Below are 19,219 nucleotides of genomic sequence, written 5' to 3' on the forward strand. Positions count from 1 at the left end.
GGCTCAGTCTTCGTCAAATTCGGCCGAAAGATCCTTCCAGCCCTTGCTGACGGCAAAGGCGGAAAATTCCTCGGGCGCTTCCAGGACGATCAGTTTCTTGTCTTGCAAGCCCAGGTCGCCATGGCCGAAGTCGGGGCCCACGTAGCCAAGGCTGCGCAGGCGGGCCAGGATGTGGCCGACCAGGGTCTTGTCCTTGTAGGCGCCCGCTTCGAGCGGGGCGGCGAAGTCGACGTAGACGTCGATGATGCCGTAGCCTTCGTCGAAGATGCGGATGGCCTTGATGTCATGGGCACGGCCGGAGCCGTCGGTGGCCTTGAAGGGGCCGCTGAGCTGGATGTCGGTGTCATTGTTCATGCCGCCAGCATACACCAAAAGCCGGCCCCGCATAGGGGGCGCGGCGCAAAATCGCCGGGCAATCTCCGCCTCAGCGCGCCTGCAGGATGGCCGACAGGCGGTCGCGCGTGCCGGCGATGCGTTCCAGTTGCGGGTAGCGCAAGCCGCCGTGGTAGTCGAGCGCTACCGTCTGGAATTGCTTGCCCTTTTTGACCAGCAAGTTGATCGGCTGCGGGCTGGCCTTGGCCGCCTGGATGGCCGCCTTCAGCAGCTTGGGCGTGTAAGCCGTGCCATTCACGGCGAGCAAGGTCGTGTTGCCGGACAAACCTGCCTGGAAGGCGGGGCCGTCCCACAGCAGTTTGCCCAGCTTGCCATCCTTGTCGATCGTCAAACCCAGCGAATAGCTCAGGTCCGTGCTCTCGCTGCGCTCTTCATTCGCTTTCAGGAAGGGCCTCGGCGTGTCGCGGTAGACGAGTTTCCAGCCGGCGCGGGCCAGGCCATCGAGCGGTGCGCCGGGGCCGTGGCTCTCCAGGCGCGTGCGCAAAAAGGCGGCCCAGTCGTGCGGCTGCACGGCGTTCAGGGCCGCGACGACATCCTCGAAGGTGTAGGGCAGGGGCGTGGTGCTGCCATCCTGCATGCCAAAGAAACTGCGGGCGAAGTCGTCCAGCGAGCGGCGCTCGCGGGACAGTGCGCGGATGGTGGTGTCGACGTCGAGCCAGATCAGCGCGCCTTCCATATAGTAATCCTCGTCGCGCTGCCAGCTGCTCCAGGCTATGGGGCGCCGGCCATTGATGATGGGATCGTTCGTCGTATCCTGCATGGTGCGCCAGCTGCGCCCGGGCATCACGTCGTAATGGGCTGCCGTGGCGGCGAACAGGTCGCGCATGTTGGCTGGCGCCACCAGGCCGGAACGGGCCGCCAGCACATTGCCCCAATATTGCGTCTGGCCTTCATAGACCCACAGCAGGCTGTTTTGCAGCGGCGTGTTGAAATCCGGCGTGTCCTGACCGGCGGGACGGCGGAACTTGCCGTTCCACGAGTGCACCAGCTCGTGCGGCAGCAGCACGCGGCCCGCCTCGTTCTTGTCCCACTCGCTGAAATAGCCGGGCTTGACGCCGTTTTCGCTCGACTGCAGGTGTTCGCGGCCGATGCCGCCGAACTCGTCGCTCAAGGCCAGCAGGAAATCATAGTGGCGGTAGTGGCGCGCGCCGAACAATTTGTAGGCTTGCTGCAGCATGGCCCGGTGTTGCTCGACTTGCTGCGGCGACGCTTCCAGGCTGTCGGCGCTGTCGGCCATCACATTCAGCAGCACGGGCACCTTGGCACCCGGGTCGAGGTCGATGCGCTCGACATGGCGGCCGGCAAAGACGGGCGAGTCGACCAGGGTGTCAAGGTCCAGCGGCTCGAAATCGACTTGCTGGCTGGCCGGCGTGGCCGCCCGCGCGCGCACTTCCAGGGCGCTGGCAAATTCCCAGCCGGCCGGCAGGGTCAGGCTCGGTTGCACGAGAATGTCGCGCGCGGCGCGGCCCGCCGGATACAGTGTCATCGCATGCCATTGCACGCCCAGCATGGCGCTTGTCATGGTGATGCGGCCCTGGCTCGTGTCGACGGGCGAGAGTAGCTGGTATTGCGCTTCCACGGCCGTGGCGCCGGCCGGCACGTCGAGGTGAAAGGCGAACATATTGACGGGGTCGCGCCGCCACTCCAGGGGCGCGCCGTTGGCGGACAGGCGCAGGCCGGCCAGCTGGTTCAGCGGGCCGCTGGGGCCGTGGTTGCCCGGCACCCATTGCGGATACAGCAAAGTCAGCTTGCCGGGCGCGGCGGGAATGCTTGCGCGGATGCTGAACAGTTGCTGCGCCACGTTGCTGGCATCCACCTGCAGCACGATGGGGGGAGCAGTGGGCGAGGCGGCCTGGGTACCAGTGAAAACGAGAAGCGAGAAGGACAGGGACAGGACGGCACGGGAATAGGGCATGGAGCGGGGCATGGGACGGGGCGGCGGGGAGGACAAAGGCCGAGTCTAGCATTCTGTAAAAATTTCTTACAAATTTGAGGCCGTCTGGGGCGTTTTACGCCAATTTCAAGGCCTTGAAAGGGACTGGAGAGGCCGTATATCGGTAACAGGCGGATGCTCATGGTGAGGTCCGCCCCTCTTATCGCTTCATTTGAAAAGGATATTTATCATGCGTACTTTTGACCTTGCTCCTCTGTATCGTTCCGCCATTGGCTTTGACCGTCTGGCACAGCTGCTCAACGAACAGCGCGCCGATGCGCAACCGAGCTATCCGCCTTACAACATCGAACTGGTGTCGGAAGATAAATACCGTATCGTGATGGCATTGGCTGGCTTCTCGCGCGAAGAAATCGACATCATCACTGAACGCGACTCGCTGCACGTCACGGGCCGCAAGCAGAAAGATGGCGTCGAGCGCACGTTCTTGCACCGCGGCATCGCTGCCCGCGATTTCGAACAGCGTTTCCAGCTGGCCAACCACGTGAAGGTCACGGGCGCCACGTTTGAAAACGGCATGCTGACCATCGACCTCGTGCGCGAAGTGCCGGAAGCGCTGAAACCGCGCAAGATCGAGATCGGCAGCGGCACCGGCAGCGATACCGTCAGTGTGCTGGAACAGCGCCAGGCAGCCTGATCTGATCGCGGCGCCCCTAGGGCGCCCGGGCTAGCTTCTCCCATGCAGTAAAATACTGGCCGGTTGATCCGGCCAGTGTCACGTCCGGAGCCCATTCGGGCTTCCATTGATTGTCACGCGGCACGCAAGATTAAACCCTGCTTAAAGGCGCAAATGCCTGTTTCCAAATAGAAAAATGTTAAGCACCGCCTAAGACTCGTGGCCCACTATTGCATACATCAAAATCTCATTGAATGAGGAGCAATTCATGGAACAGCAAACGAATACCGCATCCCTGAAAATCAAACGCACCGTAGCCGCGCTGGCCGCGATCGGTGTGCTGGGCGCCGGCGGCGCCATGGTGGTGCATCAGAATAATGCCGGCGCGAATGCCGCCGCCGCTGGCGCCCCCGCCGCCCCCGTGGCTGCGGCCGTGGCGCCCGCCGCCAGCGCGCCGCTGGTGGCCTTGCCCGACTTTAGCCAGATCGCCGCGCGCAACAGCCCGGCCGTCGTCAATATCAGCGTCACGGGCAGCACCAAGGTGGCCTACGACCCATCGGCCCAGGCCGGCAACGACGACTTCGGCAACGACCCCTTCTTCGAATTCTTCCGTCGCTTCCAGGGCCCGCAAGGCGGACAGCGGGGCGGCCGCGACGTGCCCACGCATGGCCTCGGTTCCGGTTTCATCGTCAGCCCCGACGGCGTCATCATGACGAATGCCCACGTGGTGCGCGATGCGCGCGAAGTGACCGTCAAGCTCAACGACCGCCGCGAATTCCGCGCCAAGGTGCTGGGCACGGACCCGAAGACGGATATCGCCGTGCTGAAGATCGATGCCAATAACCTGCCCGTCGTGCCGCTCGGCCATTCGAGCGACCTGAAAGTGGGCGAGTGGGTACTGGCCATCGGTTCGCCATACGGTTTCGACAGCACGGTGACGGCCGGCGTCGTCAGCGCCAAGGGCCGTTCCCTGCCCGACGACAGCAATGTGCCGTTCATCCAGACGGACGTGGCGGTCAACCCCGGCAACTCGGGCGGTCCGCTGTTCAATACGCGCGGCGAAGTGGTCGGCATCAATTCGCAGATCTACAGCCAGACGGGCGGCTTCCAGGGCTTGTCGTTCGCCATCCCGATCGACCTGGCCGGCCGCATCAAGGACCAGATCGTCGCCACGGGCAAGGCCAGCCATGCCAAGCTGGGCGTGACGGTGCAGGAAGTCAACCAGGGCTTTGCCGACTCGTTCAAGCTGGCCACGCCGGAAGGCGCGCTGGTGGCCAACGTCGAGCGGGGCAGCCCGGCCGACAAGGCGGGCCTGAAATCGGGCGACGTCGTGCGCAAGGTGAATGGCCAGCGCATCATCGGCTCGGCCGACTTGCCGGCGCTGGTGGGCACGTCCTTGCCAGGCGACAAGATCACGATGGATGTCTGGCGTGACGGCAAGATCGTCAGCCTGACGGCAACCCTGGGCAATGCGGCCGACAAGGTGGCCGACGTGGCGAAGAGCGACAGCGCCGCCGGCAAGGTAAAGCTGGGCCTGGCCCTGCGTCCGTTACAATCGGATGAAAAACGCGAGGCGGGCATCAGCGCCGGCCTGCTGGTGGAAGACGCGGGCGGTGCCGCCGCGAATGCCGGAGTGCAGCCGGGCGACGTGCTATTGTCGGTCAATGGCCGTCCCGTCAACACGGTCGAGCAGGTGCGCGACGTGGTGGAGAAATCCGCCAAGTCGGTCGCCTTGCTGATACAGCGGGGACCGGACAAGATATTCATCCCCGTGCGGCTGGGGTAAATACCGGGGTCAGACCCGCCGGGTCTGACCCCAGCCTTCCGCTATGGGGCAAATAAATAAAAAAGGAGCGGCCATGCGGCTATTGCTGGTAGAAGATGACACGATGATCGGCGAGGTGGTGCTCGACTTGCTGCGCGCCGAGCATTACGCGGTGGACTGGGTCAAGGATGGCGACATGGCCGATACGGCCCTGCAGACGCAGACCTATGACCTGGTGCTGCTGGACCTGGGCTTGCCCCGCAAGGACGGTCTCGACGTGCTGCGCTCGATGCGTTTGCGCAAGCTCGACACACCGGTGCTGGTCGCTACGGCGCGCGATGCCGTCGAGCAGCGCATCGCCGGCCTCGACGCGGGCGCCGACGATTACGTATTAAAACCGTACGACCTCGACGAACTGCTGGCGCGCATCCGCGCCCTGCTGCGGCGCGCCTCGGGACGGCCGGAACCGGTCTTCGAGCACCAGGGCGTCTCCATCAATCCGCTGACGCGCGAAGTGATCGCCGAAGGCCATCCCGTCAACCTGTCGGCGCGCGAATGGGCCGTGCTGGAAGCGTTGATCGCGCGCCCCGGCATCGTGCTGTCGCGCGCGCAGCTGGAAGAAAAACTGTACAGCTGGAAAGATGAAGTCAACAGCAATGCCGTGGAAGTGTATATTCACGGCTTGCGCAAGAAACTGGGCAGCGACTTGATCCAGAACGTGCGCGGCCTCGGCTACATGGTGCCCAAGGCATGAGGATGAAGGTTACGGTGACGCACTCGCTGCGCGGCCGCCTGCTGTGGTTTTTGCTGGCGGCCATCATCATGGCGGCCCTGGCGCAGGCGTCGATCGCCTACCGCAGCGCCCTGTACGACGCCGACCAGATTTTTGATTACCACATGCAGCAGATGGCCCTGTCGCTGCGCTCCGGCGCGCCGCTGGCCAACCACGCGCAAGCCTTGCCGGCCGACCCTGTCAACAACGACATGGTGGTGCAGGTGTGGACGCCGGACGGCGTGCAGGTGTTCCGCTCGATCACGCGCGCGGAACTGCCGCAGCGCGCCGTGCTGGGCTTTTCGAACGTGAAAGCCAACGGCACGACTTACCGCATCTTTTCCGTGCAAACCAGTTCCCAGACCGTGCAGATCGCCCAGGACATGGCCGTGCGCAAGCGCATGGCCGGCAGCCTGGCGCTGCGCACGGTGGGGCCGATTGCCCTGATGGCGCCTATCTTGATGCTCGTCGTGTGGTGGGTCGTCAGCGGTTCGCTGGCGCCCGTCTCGCGCGTGCGCAAGCAGGTGGCGGCGCGCCAGGCGGACGATTTATCTCCCGTATCGGAAGCGGGCTTGCCCGACGAAGTGCGGCCCCTGGTGCATGAACTCAATCTTTTGTTCGGCCGTGTCAAGACGGCGTTCGACGCACAGCAGCATTTCGTCGCCGATGCCGCGCATGAATTGCGCACGCCGCTGGCGGCATTGAAACTGCAGGTATTGAGCCTGGAACGGGCCGAATCGGAAGAAAAGCGCAGCCTGGCGATCAGCCGCGTGAGCGCCGGCATCGAGCGGGCCACGCGCCTGGTCGAGCAGCTGCTGGTGCTGGCGCGCCAGGAAGCGAGCGCCGCCAGCGGCGACCAGCTGCAGGCGGTGGACTTGAACGACGTCGTCAAGCGCGCGCTGGGCGACATGGCCGGCATCGCGCAGGCACGCAAGATCGACCTGGGCCTGCACCACATGGACCCGGCCAAGGTGGCCGGGCAGGCCGACGCGCTCAACATCATGCTGCGCAACCTGGTCGACAACGCCATCAAGTACACGCCGCAGGGCGGCACCGTTGACATCGACCTGCGCGCCAGCCCCGTCGGCGTGACGTTATCGGTGGAAGACAGCGGCCCCGGCATCCCGCCCGAAGAGCGCGAGCGCGTCTTCAGCCGCTTCTACCGCGTGCCCGGCACGGACGCCAACGGCAGCGGCCTGGGCCTGGCCATCATCAAGGCCATCGCCGAGCGCCATGGCGCGCGCCTGGTGCTCGACAAATCCGAGCGCCTGGGCGGCCTGTGCGTGCGCGTGGAATTCCCGCAAGCCGTGAAATGAGCGTTTTAATCGTCATCTTTGGCATGTTGCATTGACGCGCGCGCCGTGGCCCTATATTGTCTGCGAAACAAGCAGAACCAGACCACGGAGCGCAGCATGCAGAGAATCGGATTTTCAGGAACCCTCGACCCCATCACCAACGGCCACATGTGGGTGATCGGCGAAGCGCGTTCGCTCGCCGACGAGGTGATCGTGTTCCTGTCGCAAAACCCCGCCAAGCGTCCCCAATTTCCCGCCGAAGACCGCAAGCGCATCATCGAGCAGAGCGCGCGCGAGTGCGGCTGGGACAATGTGCAGGTGGTCATCGTCAAGGGCGACTACACGGCGCGCGCGGCGAAAAAGCACGGCTGCGACTACCTGATCCGCGGCATCCGCACGACGGCCGATTTCGACTATGAAAACCTGATCCAGCAAACCAATGTGGACGTGTTGCAGGGCGCCAAGACGATCTTCGTCATGCCGCCGCGCGACCTCGGCTCCGTCAGTTCCAGTTTCGTCAAGGCGCTGGAAGGGCCTGTCGGCTGGAACTGGACCATGAAGAAATTCGTTCCCGGCCCGGCCTACCAGGCGTGGATACTCGACTGCCTGCGCAAGGAGTGGGAAGCGTTGTGGCACTACGCGACCGCCTCGCAAGCGGACATCGCCCTGTTTGACCACTGGTTCGCGCACCTGACGGGACCGCAGGCGTATGGCGGCGCGGACCGCCACTATCACAACCTCGACCATCTGGTGCACGGCCTGTCCGAAATCCGCGTGTGGGCCGACAACACCTATGCGCCCAAGCGCGACAGCGCGCTGGTCAAGAAGGCGTTCTGGTTCCACGATGCCGTCTACAGCCACGACGACGATACCCTGTATTCGAGCGAAGAGGCGAGTGCCCAGCTGTGGCTGGCCAGCGGCCTCGATGCGGGCGATAATCAGGATGTAGCGCAATTGATACGCGCCACCGACCATTTCCAGGGCCCCGGCATCAGCCACGCGTTGAAAGACGCCATGCTCAGCGCCGACCTGGCCATCCTGGGGCAGGATGACGAGGTGTACCAGGCCTACACGCAAGCCATCGGCCGCGAATACGCGCACGTGGACCCCGCGCGTTTCAACGAGCAGCGGAGCCTGGCGCTGCAGCATTTGTGCGGCAAGGCGCAGGCGGGCCAGCTGTTCGGCGATGCATACTTTGCCGACCAGTACAACGAACGGGCCATTGAAAACATGCAGAAGGAAATCGCGGCGCTGGCCGGCTGATGCTCGTCAGGGGCGGGCGGCGGCATGCGCCAGCGCATCGTCGAGCCGGTCGTTGCCCCAGAAGAGTTCGCCGCCGCTGAGGAAACTGGGGGCACCGAACAGCTTCAGCGCTTGTGCCTGCTCAGTCTGGCGGCGCAGCCGTAGCTTGTTGTCCTGTGTCAAAGCCAGCGCCAGGATGGCGCGTGCATCGAGGCCCAGTTCCTCCAGGGCCTCGCTGACGGCCGCGATGTTGTCGATATCGCGGTCCGCGGCAAAATTCATCGTCATCATGCGGCGCGCAAAGGGCGCAATCCACCCCTGGTCCGCGCCGATCAGCGCCACGCGCATGGGCAGCAGGGCCGTGCGGGGGAAGACGCCCGGCTGCTGCCATGGCAAGCCGTACTTTTCGCACTGGCGCGCCATGTCGCGCCACGTGTAGTCGCCCTTAATTTTTTGCAGGACGAAGGGCGACGTCTCCCAGCCCAGCGCCTTGAAGACGACGCCCAGCAGGAAGGGTTTCCAGATCACATGGACCTGCTTTTCGCGCGCCAGCGCTTCGATGCGCATGGCGCTCAGGTAGCTGTAGTTGCTGCCGAAATCGAACCAGAATTCCAGTGCGGCCATGGTATCGCTCCTGGGTCAGGCGGCAGCCGCCTTGGCGCGCGCCGCGTGCAGTTTCTTGAAGCTGTCGATCAGGCGCTGGTGCCTGTCGAGGCCTTCCAGCTGCATGCTGGTCGGGGTCAGGCCGAAGAAGCGCACGCTGCCGTTCACCGAGCCCAGCACCGCGTCCATGCGTTCCTTGCCAAACATGCGGCGGAAATTGACCACGTAATCGTCCAGTTCCAGCTCGTCGTCCAGTTCCACCTCCAGCACCACGTTCAAGGCTTGATAGAACAGTTTGCGTTCGAGCGTGTTGTCGTTGTACTGCAGGAAGGTTTCCACTAGTTCTTTCGCTTCCTCGAATTGCTGCAAGGCGAGATGAATCAGCAGCTTCAATTCCAGGGTCGTCAGCTGGCCCCACACCGTGTTTTCGTCAAACTCGATGCCGATCAGGGTGGCGATGTCGCCGTACTCGTCGAGCTCGCTGTTTTCCAGCCGGTCGAGCAAGTCTTCCAGGCTGGCATCGTCCAGCTGATGCAGGTTCAGGATGTCGGCGCGGAACAGCAGCGCCTTGTTGGTGTTGTCCCAGATCAAATCTTCGACCGGATACACCTCGGAATAACCGGGCACGAGGATGCGGCAGGCGGTGGCGCCCAGCTGGTCATACACGGCCGTGTACACTTCCTTGCCCATGTCGGCGAGGATGGCGAACAGGGTCGCCGCTTCCTCGGCATTCGAGTTTTCGCCGTGGCCGGAAAAATCCCACTCGACAAAATCGTAATCGGCCTTGGCGCTGAAAAAGCGCCACGAGACGATGCCGCTCGAATCGATGAAGTGTTCGACGAAGTTGTTCGGCTCGGTGACGGCTTCGCTGGCAAACGTCGGCTGCGGCAAGTCGTTCAAGCCTTCGAAACTGCGGCCCTGCAGCAATTCCGTCAGGCTGCGCTCGAGCGCCACTTCCAGGCTCGGGTGCGCGCCGAACGAGGCAAACACGCCGCCCGTGCGCGGGTTCATCAGGGTGACGCACATCACCGGGTACACGCCGCCCAGCGACGCATCTTTCACCAGCACGGGGAAACCCTGTTCTTCCAGCCCCTGTATGCCCGCCAGGATGCCCGGATATTTCGCCAGCACTTCCTGCGGCACGTCGGGCAGGGCGATCTCGCCTTCGATGATTTCGCGCTTGACGGCCCGTTCGAAAATTTCCGACAGACATTGCACCTGGGCTTCGACCAAAGTATTGCCGGCGCTCATGCCATTGCTGACATATAGATTTTCGATCAGGTTCGACGGGAAATACACGACCTCGCCGTCGGAATGGCGCACGTATGGCAGCGAGCAGATGCCGCGCTCGGCATTGCCGGAGTTGGTGTCGATCAGGTGCGAGCCGCGCAGTTCGCCATCGGGGTTGTAGATGTCGAGGCAATATGCGTCGAGAATTTCCTTCGGCAGCGCATCCTTGCGGCCCGGCTTGAACCAGCGCTCGTTCGGGTAATGGACAAAATCCGCGTTGGCGATGTCCTCGCCCCAGAACGAACCGGCGTAGAAATGGTTGTTGCTGAGGCGCTCGATATACTCGCCCAGGGCCGACGCCAGCGCGCTTTCCTTGGTTGCGCCCTTGCCGTTGGTAAAGCACATGGGCGAATGCGCATCGCGGATATGCAGCGACCACACGTTCGGAATGATGTTGCGCCACGAGGCGATTTCGATCTTGATGCCCAGGCCCGCCAGCAGGCCCGACATATTGGCGATGGTCTGTTCCAGCGGCAAATCCTTGCCGACGATATAGGTACTCGCGCCCGGGGCGGGATTCAGGGCCAGCAAGGCCTGGGCATCGGCATCCAGGTTCTCGACTTCTTCAATGACGAACTCGGGACCCGTCTGCACCACTTTTTTCACCGTGCAACGGTCGATCGAGCGCAGGATGCCCTGGCGGTCCTTGGCCGAGATATCGGCCGGCAGCTCGACCTGGATCTTGAAAATCTGCTGGTAACGGTTTTCCGGATCGACAATATTGTTTTGCGACAGACGGATATTTTCCGTGGAAATATTGCGCGTATCGCAATACAACTTTACGAAGTACGCGGCGCACAGTGCTGACGATGCCAAAAAGTAATCGAACGGGCCAGGCGCCGAGCCATCGCCCTTGTAGCGGATGGGCTGGTCGGCGATGACCGTAAAATCGTCGAACTTGGCTTCGAGACGCAGCTTGTCGAGAAAGTTGACTTTAATTTCCATGAGGTAATCCAATACTGTGCTTATGAGTTAGCCGCTATTATCCGTGCTTTCCGCCGCAGGGCAAAGATTGTTCACTGCGGCCGTGCTGGCCGGGAGCGGTTCCCCCCCCTGTTGTCGTGACAATGCATGAGTTTTTCGGTTCGATAAGTGGCTATCCTCCATGGGAGCAGTACCGGGGTGTTGACCGCCACTGAGTCCCATGCGGGGTCACCGTCTTTTTACTTTCGCTTTGCCTGCACTATTTCAAGGATGAGCTGATGCAATTATCTAACTATCTATTCTTTACCACGACGTGCGAACAAGCACTGGGGTTCTACACGCAATGCGGGCTGGGCAAGATTACCGAGGTATTGCGATTTGGCGTCGATGGCATGCCGGTCCCGCATGAAGCCATGCGCGGGAAAATCATGCATGCACGGTTTGAGGGGCCAGGTGTGTTGTTCTTTGCTTCGGATAATGATGATGCGGAGCCAATGCGAGGGTCTGCGCATATTTTGCAGATGAAGGACAGGCAGTTAACAAAACAGTTGTTTGACAAGTTGGCGGATCAAGGTGTGGTCACGACACCGCTCGCCGTACAGATTTGGGGCGATTATTTCGGTAAATTGACCGACCGGTTCGGGGTGCAGTGGATGTTGAACTGTCCGGTCTGAATTGCCTAGACGAGGGGGAGCCATCCCTCGTCCAGCGTCTGCCGACCGGGAGTTGATGCAAAAAAACAGCGGCTGCCCATGCCGGCGCAGCCGCTGTTTCTTCAGGTGGACACGGCGATCAGAACTTCACCCACAGCCGTCCGAAATACGAGGCGCCGTTCAGGCCGAACTGCACGCTGTCGTATTTGAAGCCGTTGTCCGTCTCGTCCGCGTTTTGCGTGGTGGGCTTGACGTTGAAGATGTTGTTGCCGCCAAAGGTCAGCTTGGTATTTTTATTGATGCTGTAGGTGAAGCTCAGGTCGGCCGAGGTCTTGGCCGCGTAGCGGGCGTTCGGTACGCCCTCGGCCGTGCCGCTGAAGGTGCCCAGGGTTTGCGGGCCAAAATAAATGATGCGCAGGTCCGACTCCAGCTTGCCCGTGATGTAGTCGAAGCCCAGGGTGGCTTTCGAACGGGGGCCGCCCTGTTCGATGAACAGGCGTTCGCGTTCGGACAGCAAGACATCCTCGAAGCCCGTCAGCGAGGCGGGCGTCTTGACTTTCGTCACTTCCGTTTTGCTCAAATTCAAGGCCAGGAAGGTGTTCAGGCGGTTGCCGGCGAATTCTCCCTTGTGCGAGGCCGTCAGGTCCAGGCCACGCGTGCGCGTGTCGATGGAGTTGACGAAGAATTGCGCTTCGCCCACGCCCAGCAGGGCCAGGCGCGCGGCCAGGTCCGGGTAGTTGTCGGCATTGAAGCGGCCCGACAGCACGATGCGGTCCTTGATCTTGATATTGTACAAGTCGGCCGTCACGGAAATGGCTTGCGTCGGCGTCCATGTGGTGCCGAACGTAAAACTGGTGGATTTTTCCTCTTTCAGCTTGGGAATACCGGCCGCATTGGCGACGGTGCCACCGTTCGGCGCCAGCACCACGTCGGTAGGCACGCCGCCGATGAAGTCGGTGAAGGTGGACGAGAAATACACTTGTTGCAACGATGGCGCGCGGAAGCCCGTGCTGGCCGAGCCGCGCAGCAGCACGTTGGGCGCCACTTTATAGCTGGCGGCCAGCTTGCCCGTCACGGTGGAGCCGAAATCGCTGAATTTTTCGTAGCGCAGGGCCGCCTGGGTTTTCAGGCGTTCCGTCCAGTCCAGTTCCACATCGGCATACGCGGCGATGCTGTGGCGCTTGGCCTTGGTGGCGTCGCCGGGCTGGAAGCCGGGAAAGCCCTGGCTGCCCGCATTGCCGCCCATGCCCACGCCGTCGGCATCGATGTAGGAGTTCGGCTCGCCGGCCATGATCTTGTATTCCTCGCTGCGGTACTCGGCGCCGAAGGCCACGTTCATGCCGCTCATCACCGTGTCGTAGTAGCGGCTGAAATCGGCGTTGCTGGTCAGCTGCTGGAACGAGAAGCCGCCCGCGTCAAAGCTGCTGGCGCTGACGCCCTTGCCGCCGTTCATCAGGTCGAGGTTGGCGATCGAGGCGTTCAGGGTATGGCTGATGTCGTAGCGCATCTTGTTGTAGCCATAGGTTTGCGAAAAGTCCGCATGCCATTCGCCGATCTGGCTGCGGTGGCCGATGGTGGCGTACTGGTCGTCGATCTTGCCGTTAATGAACGGTACGAAACCGTCCGGGTACATGGCGGCCGAATTGCGCGCAGGGATGTCGTCGCTGCCGATGCCGCCCCGGCCGAACGCGGCGCTGGACGCGTCGCGCGTCTGCGCGCCGGCCGTGAAGTACAGCTTGCCTGTGCCGCTGGTGGCGTAGTCGCCATTGACGTACAGGGTCTTGTTCTTGGATTTGGTGTCGCCGATGATGCGCATGCTGTCCGCGTCGGCCCGGTTCGAGCGGCCCCGGTCCAGGTATTCGCCCGTGATGGCAAGCGTGCCCTTGTCGCCCAGCGCGATGCCGCAGTAGGCGGACGTCATGTAATTCTTGCCGTCGCCTGCGGAATACTGGCTGTAGCCGGCCACCGCTTCGCAGCCCAGGCTTTTCTTCAGTTCGATGTCGATCACGCCGGCAATGGCGTCCGAGCCATACTGGGCGGCGGCGCCGTCGCGCAGCACTTGCACGTTCTTGATCGCCAGCAAAGGAATCGCATTCATGTCCGTGCCCGTGTTGCCGCGGTTGCGCGCGCCAAACAGGTTGACCAGGGCCGTCGTGTGGCGCCGCTTGCCATTTACCAGCACCAGGGTCTGGTCGGAGCCGAGGCCGCGCAGGGCGGCCGAATCGATCAGGTCGGCCCCGTCGGCGCCCGTCTGGCGCGTGGAGTTGAACGAGGGCGAGATGTATTGCAGCGATTGCGCCAGGTCAAACTGGCCGCCTTGCTCGGCCACCTTGGAAATCGGAATGATATCGACCGGCACCATCGTATCGGTGGAGGAGCTGGCGACCCGGCGCGAGCCGACCACGCTGACCGTTTGCACGGGACCATCCGTGGCGGCCGCTTCCGTGGACTGGGCCATGGCGGCGGGACTGAAGGCGGCCAGGGCGGCGCTGCCGTACAGGCTGATGAGGATGGCTTGACGCAAGGTGGTGAGGGTCGGCACGCAGTATCTCCAAGTGGCTGATGAGCAAGATTCGTGACTTGATTCTAGTGCCATCATTTCAGCATTCACCAGCGATACTTTGTTTTGTTATTACAAATTTGCTGTAACTGTTGTTTCCTGGTTGATTCTCTTTTGGCCGCTGCCCGGCTTGCCTTGTACTGGTGCGCGATGCCCTATTCAGGTGCTGCGTTGCACCATGCCGCCCACCCAGATTGCGTCTGCGCTGTATTGCACCTCGATCAGACACGGCTGCTGCGTCACGTGGCCCTGATGCAGGCGCAGCGACTGTTGCAGATGCGCTGCCAGTGCGCCCGCCGCCACGCCCGTGGCGCTGTCTTCCAGGGCCGGATCGCGGTGGTTGAAGTTGCGCCCTTCATATTCGCTCTCGCCCGTGCGGCAATACACGTAGCAGCCGCTGACCTGGTGCAGGGCGCTCCAGTCGGCGATCAGTTCCAGGTTCGGCCGCAGCGCGCGCAGGGTGGTGCGGTCGGCCACTTCCAGCAGCAGCTTCGGACTGCCGACGGAGGCGATGACGGGCGGCGACAGCAAGTGCATGTGCTGGCCCATGAGTTCGGACGGCACATATTTTTCCAGCATGACGGCCGGTGCCGGCTGCGAAGTCAAACCAATGAATAGCCCTTCCGCGCGGCGCACCAGCTGCAAGGCTTGCCCGCGCATGGCCGTGCTCACCGTCAAGGTTGCCGTGGCGCCGGGCGCCGTCAGCAGCACGTGCGCGGCCGCCAGGGTGGCGTGCAAACACAGGGGGCTGCGCGTGTGGGGGTAAAAATAGTCGAGCACGATGCCGCCGTCCGCCTGCCGGTCGATGAAGACGCAGGCGCTTACTTGCCGTTCGCGGGCGAAGGCCTGGCGCGCCGTTTCGCTGCTGCCGCCGTTTTCCACGACCAGTGCCGCATTGCCGCCGCCGGGTACGGTGCCGAAACATTTTAATAAGTGGACGATCATGGCGCTCGATGGGCAAGATAAAACACCAGCATAAACGAAAATAAGTGCAAAGCTTCGCGATGTCTTGGCTGGATGGAGTCAAAGGCTGCGCCTATTGACGCTTTCGTGGAAGTGACATATCAGCAGATGATATACTTCCCGCATGAGGACCGATCCTGCCATTGATACATTGCTGGACCTGGATGGCTCCATCCTCGACCAGGATGGGGGTTATTGGATCAAGATAGAAGCCAGGCGGACGGAGGTGTCGGATGAGATTCCTCACGGCATACGCTACTCGCTGACGCTGCACGAACCGTATGGCAAACGCATCCTCGGTTACGACAATGCGCACATGGTAAAGCCGCCAAAGAAATTCAAATATGCGGGACGTATCGTGGCATTCGACCATAAACACCGGCATCCGTCAGATCAGGGAGTGCCATACGAATTCAAGGATGCGCAGCATCTCATCAATGATTTTTTTGCTGACGTGGACCGCATTTTGCTGGAGGTAAAAAAGCAATGAAACCGATTTTTATTGGCATCATGCCGCAAGAGAAAATCCGCGAACGCGTGCTCGCCATCGCTCGCGGCATATATAAACCGAAGGCGGATGAGCCCAAGGTCTGGTTCACTTCGATCAAATCGCTGGCGGAAGTCCTGAGCGACGAAAACCGGGCGTTGTTGCACGTGATTCTGGAAACGCAACCGGAATCCATCTCGGCCTTGGCTGAAACAACGGGTCGTAAACCGAGCAACCTGTCGCGCACATTGAAAACAATGTCCAATTACGGCATCGTGGAATTGAAACGGGAGCGAAATCAAGTTCGCCCCGTAGCCACAGCGACGGAGTTTCGCATAGTTGCTAACTGATTTTCCGGACTATCAATGTGGTCCGTCATGCGACAGGCCAAAGCCAAGTGCCGGCCGGCAGACGCTCCGTGTGCCCATCAAAATGAACACTATCCGACTGGAGCCGGCTACTTGATTCCAGATGAGTATAATATGCTGTGTTTATATACAGTATTGAGGTAGATCATGTGGGGCGCCGTCTTACCCGAGTATGCTGAGTTGTACTGCCTGAGCAATTTCAGCTTCCTGCATGGGGCCTCGCATGCGGAAGAGCTGGTCGCGCGCTCCGTGCAGCTCGGTTACAAGGCGCTGGCCATCACGGACGAGTGTTCGCTGGCCGGCGTCGTGCGCGCCCATGCGGTGGCCAAGCGGGCCGGTTTTCACCTGATTATCGGCGCGCATTTCCATTTGACGCAGGCCGACGGCAGTCCGGGGCCGTCCCTGCTGGCCCTGGTGCGCGATATCGATGGTTACGGCAACTTGTCGGAACTGATCACCATGGCGCGCACGCGGGCGGCCAAGGGGCGCTATCTGCTGACGCCCGATGATTTCACCGCGCCTGCGGCGGAGTTTGCCCATTTGCGGGGCTTGCCCGGCTGTCTGATGATCTTGCTGCCCGGCTATGCGGTCGAGGCGGAAACCGTGCGCGCGCAGGGAGAGTGGATGGTATCCACCTTTGGCCGCGAGCGCAGCTGGATCGGCCTGAACCTGCTGCAGCGGGCGCAGGATGACGCGCACCGCGGCGCCGTGCAGGAGGCGGCGCAGGCGCTGGGCTTGTCCGTGGCGGCCGTCGGCCACGTGTGCATGCACGTGCGGTCGCGCAAGCCCTTGCTCGACACCCTGTGCGCGATCCGCGTGGGCAAACCCGTGGGCGAGTGCGGCTATGCGCTGGCGCAAAATGCGGAACAGCATCTGCGCGCGCGCTTGCGCCTGGCCAATGTGTATCCGCCGCAAGCGCTGGCGGAAACCGTACGCATCGCCAAACTGTGCACGTTTTCGCTCGACAGCCTGCGCTATGACTATCCCGTCGAGCTGGTGCCGCACGGCCACACGCCGGCGACGTATCTGCGCGAAGAAACGTATGCGGGCGCGCGCCTGCGCTTTCCGCTCGGTATTCCAGCCAACGTGCAGGAGCAGATCGAACAGGAGCTGGAGCTGATCCGGGATCTTTCCTACGAAGCGTATTTTTTGACCGTCTACGATATCGTGCGTTTTGCGCGCTCGCAAAACATCCTGTGCCAGGGCCGGGGGTCGGCCGCCAATTCGGCCGTCTGCTATTGCCTGCACATCACGGAAGTGGACCCGGCGCGCGGCAATTGCCTGGTCGGGCGCTTCATGTCGCGCGAGCGCAACGAGCCGCCCGATATCGACGTCGATTTCGAGCACCAGCGGCGCGAAGAGGTCATCCAATATATCTACGGCAAATATGGGCGCGAACGGGCCGCGCTGGCGGCCGTGGTGATCAGCTACCGGCCGAAGAGCGCCTTGCGCGACAGCGGGCGGGCGCTGGGGATCGATCTGGCCATCGTGGAAAAGGTGGCCAAGGCGCACCGCTGGTTCGACGGCAAGCGCGATCTGCTCGAGCGCCTGGCCGAATGCGGGCTGGACCCGGAGGCGGAATTGTCGCAGCAATGGGCGGGCCTGGCGCAGCAGCTGCTGGGCTTTCCCCGCCATCTGTCGCAGCATCCGGGCGGCTTTGTCATCGCTCAGGGAAAGCTGTCGCGTCTGGTGCCGATTGAAAACGCCAGCATGGCCGAGCGCAGCGTCATCGAGTGGGACAAGAACGACCTGGAAGAGCTGGGCTTGATGAAGGTCGATGTGCTGGCGCTGGGCATGCTGTCGGCCCTGCGCCGCGCCCTGGAACTGGTGAGCGGGCGGCGCGGCGAGGAATTCCGCCTGCAGGATATTCCCGCCGAAGACCCTGCCACCTACGACATGATGTGCCAGGCGGACACCATCGGCGTATTCCAGATCGAGTCTCGCGCGCAGATGAGCATGCTGCCCCGGCTGCGGCCCCGTGAATTCTACGACCTCGTCATCGAGGTGGCGCTGGTGCGCCCCGGCCCCATCCAGGGCGGCATGGTGCATCCGTATCTGCAGCGGCGCCAGCAGAAGGAAGCGGTCGAGTATCCGAAGGGACTGGAAAAGGCGCTGGGACGCACCCTGGGCATCCCGATTTTCCAGGAACAGGTGATGCAGGTAGCCATCATCGCGGCCGATTTCACGCCCGGCGAGGCGGACCAGTTGCGGCGCGCCATGGTGGCCTGGAAACGCAAGGGCGGCATGAACAATTACAAGGAACGCATCGTCGAAACGATGGTCAAAAATGATTATGAACGCAAGTTTGCGGAAGCCATCTTCAGCCAGATCGAGGGCTTTGGCGAATACGGTTTTCCCGAGTCGCACGCGGCCAGCTTCGCCCTGCTGACCTACGCCAGTTCCTGGCTGAAACGCCACGAACCGGCCGCCTTTCTATGCGCCTTGCTCAACAGCCAGCCCATGGGTTTTTACAGTCCCTCGCAACTGGTGCAGGATGCGCGCCGCCATGGCGTGCAGGTGCTGCCCGTCGACGTGGCCGTCAGCGGCTGGGAGGCGGCGCTGGAAGCGCCGGCAGGGCAGGGCGGGCAGCGTGATGCACCGGCCGTGCGCCTGGGCTTGAACAGCCTGTTCGGCATGCGCGCGCAGGCTGCCCAACGCATCGAGGATGCGCGTGCCATCGCCGCCTTCGTCGATGTGGCCGACCTGGCCCGCCGTGGCGGCCTGGATCGCCATGACTTGCAGGTGCTCGCTGCCGGCAACGCGCTGCATGCGCTGGCCGGGCACCGGCGCGAAGCGCTGTGGCAGGCGGCCGGCGCCGTACCCGACAGGGACTTGCTGCGCGATACCACGCAAGAGGAAGATTTGCCCGTGCTGGCCGCGCCGACGGAAGGCGAGAGCATCGTCAGCGACTACCGCGCGCAAGGCCTGACCCTGGGCCGCCATCCGCTGGCGCTGCTGCGCAAACAATTGCTGGAACAGCGCTTCATGCCGGCGTCCACGCTGATGACGTACACGAGCGGGCAAGTGGCGCGCGCCTGCGGCATCGTCACCGTGCGCCAGCGTCCGGGCACGGCCAAGGGCGTCATCTTCATGACCCTGGAAGACGAGACGGGCACGGTCAACGTCATCGTCTGGCCCGACCTGGTGGCAAGCCAGCGGCGCGAAGTGCTGAGCGCGCCGCTGCTGGGCGTGTATGGCGTGTGGCAAAGGGAGGGCATCGTGCGCAACCTGGTGGCCAAGCACCTGGTCGATATGTCGCACTTGCTGGGGCGTTTGCGGACCAGCAGCCGCGATTTTTGCTGAGAGTTGCCGGCGGGGAGGAGGGCATGGCATTATT

General features: G+C 62.6%; 15 protein-coding genes. 9 read left to right on the forward strand and 6 right to left on the reverse strand.

The window, feature by feature from the left end; genetic code table 11:
* Positions 1–3: 3 nt before the first annotated feature.
* Entirely contained in the window at positions 4–354 is a 351-nt protein-coding gene (locus OX462_RS06910; RefSeq protein WP_034783462.1) for a hypothetical protein, read from the reverse strand.
* A 70-nt stretch (positions 355–424) separates the two neighbouring features.
* Positions 425–2,308 carry a M61 family metallopeptidase gene (locus OX462_RS06915; protein WP_409028056.1) on the reverse strand — a complete coding sequence of 628 codons (1,884 nt, stop codon included), beginning with the start codon at positions 2,306–2,308 and terminating at the stop codon, positions 425–427.
* Positions 2,309–2,516: 208 nt separating this feature from the next.
* Between OX462_RS06915 and OX462_RS06920 the strand changes: the two genes are divergently transcribed.
* The 5 genes from OX462_RS06920 (at position 2,517) to coaD (ending at position 8,055) form a co-directional block, all read left to right on the forward strand.
* Positions 2,517–2,981 (forward strand): Hsp20 family protein, encoded by a 465-nt coding sequence (locus tag OX462_RS06920; protein ID WP_121670224.1) that lies wholly within the window; start codon positions 2,517–2,519, stop codon positions 2,979–2,981.
* Between the two features lie 247 nt (positions 2,982–3,228).
* Positions 3,229–4,746 carry a Do family serine endopeptidase gene (locus OX462_RS06925; RefSeq protein WP_070291803.1) on the forward strand — a complete coding sequence of 506 codons (1,518 nt, stop codon included), beginning with the start codon at positions 3,229–3,231 and terminating at the stop codon, positions 4,744–4,746.
* 73 nt (positions 4,747–4,819) lie between these two features.
* The gene (locus tag OX462_RS06930; protein WP_070221454.1) at positions 4,820–5,479 is read left to right on the forward strand and encodes a response regulator; all 660 of its coding nucleotides are present in this window, start codon (positions 4,820–4,822) and stop codon (positions 5,477–5,479) included.
* A gap of 2 nt (positions 5,480–5,481) precedes the next feature.
* A complete protein-coding gene (locus OX462_RS06935; RefSeq protein WP_070291769.1) occupies positions 5,482–6,813 on the forward strand; it encodes an ATP-binding protein in 1,332 nt (443 codons plus the stop codon).
* Positions 6,814–6,909: 96 nt separating this feature from the next.
* Positions 6,910–8,055: a pantetheine-phosphate adenylyltransferase gene (gene coaD / locus OX462_RS06940; RefSeq protein WP_409028057.1), complete on the forward strand. Its 1,146-nt coding sequence runs from the start codon at positions 6,910–6,912 to the stop codon at positions 8,053–8,055.
* 6 nt (positions 8,056–8,061) lie between these two features.
* Here coaD and OX462_RS06945 read toward each other — a convergent pair whose 3' ends face one another.
* Both OX462_RS06945 and OX462_RS06950 read right to left on the reverse strand, forming a co-directional pair.
* Positions 8,062–8,658 (reverse strand): 2-hydroxychromene-2-carboxylate isomerase, encoded by a 597-nt coding sequence (locus tag OX462_RS06945; protein ID WP_409028058.1) that lies wholly within the window; start codon positions 8,656–8,658, stop codon positions 8,062–8,064.
* A gap of 15 nt (positions 8,659–8,673) precedes the next feature.
* Positions 8,674–10,872, reverse strand: a complete 2,199-nt coding sequence (locus OX462_RS06950) for an OsmC domain/YcaO domain-containing protein (RefSeq protein WP_409028059.1) — start codon at positions 10,870–10,872, stop codon at positions 8,674–8,676.
* Positions 10,873–11,129: 257 nt separating this feature from the next.
* Here OX462_RS06950 and OX462_RS06955 point away from each other — a divergent pair, with 257 nt between their 5' ends.
* Positions 11,130–11,525: a VOC family protein gene (locus OX462_RS06955; RefSeq protein ID WP_070221449.1), complete on the forward strand. Its 396-nt coding sequence runs from the start codon at positions 11,130–11,132 to the stop codon at positions 11,523–11,525.
* 118 nt (positions 11,526–11,643) lie between these two features.
* Here the strand turns inward: OX462_RS06955 and OX462_RS06960 are convergent, their stop codons facing one another.
* Positions 11,644–14,046 (reverse strand): TonB-dependent receptor plug domain-containing protein, encoded by a 2,403-nt coding sequence (locus OX462_RS06960; RefSeq protein ID WP_409028060.1) that lies wholly within the window; start codon positions 14,044–14,046, stop codon positions 11,644–11,646.
* 177 nt (positions 14,047–14,223) lie between these two features.
* A complete protein-coding gene (locus OX462_RS06965) occupies positions 14,224–15,009 on the reverse strand; it encodes a PhzF family protein (RefSeq protein WP_409028061.1) in 786 nt (261 codons plus the stop codon).
* 142 nt (positions 15,010–15,151) lie between these two features.
* On the opposite strand from OX462_RS06965, the gene OX462_RS06970 reads away from it, so the two are divergent.
* The 3 genes from OX462_RS06970 (at position 15,152) to OX462_RS06980 (ending at position 19,185) form a co-directional block, all read left to right on the forward strand.
* Positions 15,152–15,517, forward strand: coding sequence for a toxin-antitoxin system TumE family protein (locus tag OX462_RS06970; protein ID WP_409028062.1), 366 nt, complete (start codon positions 15,152–15,154; stop codon positions 15,515–15,517).
* The gene (locus tag OX462_RS06975) at positions 15,514–15,864 is read left to right on the forward strand and encodes an HVO_A0114 family putative DNA-binding protein (RefSeq protein ID WP_070291776.1); all 351 of its coding nucleotides are present in this window, start codon (positions 15,514–15,516) and stop codon (positions 15,862–15,864) included. Before OX462_RS06970 ends, OX462_RS06975 begins: the two co-directional genes overlap by 4 nt.
* Positions 15,865–16,029: 165 nt before the next feature.
* A complete protein-coding gene (locus tag OX462_RS06980; protein WP_409028063.1) occupies positions 16,030–19,185 on the forward strand; it encodes an error-prone DNA polymerase in 3,156 nt (1,051 codons plus the stop codon).
* Positions 19,186–19,219 lie beyond the last annotated feature (34 nt).

Source organism: Janthinobacterium aestuarii (genome assembly GCF_046113285.1).
In the GTDB taxonomy this organism is placed as follows: Bacteria; Pseudomonadota; Gammaproteobacteria; order Burkholderiales; family Burkholderiaceae_D; genus Janthinobacterium.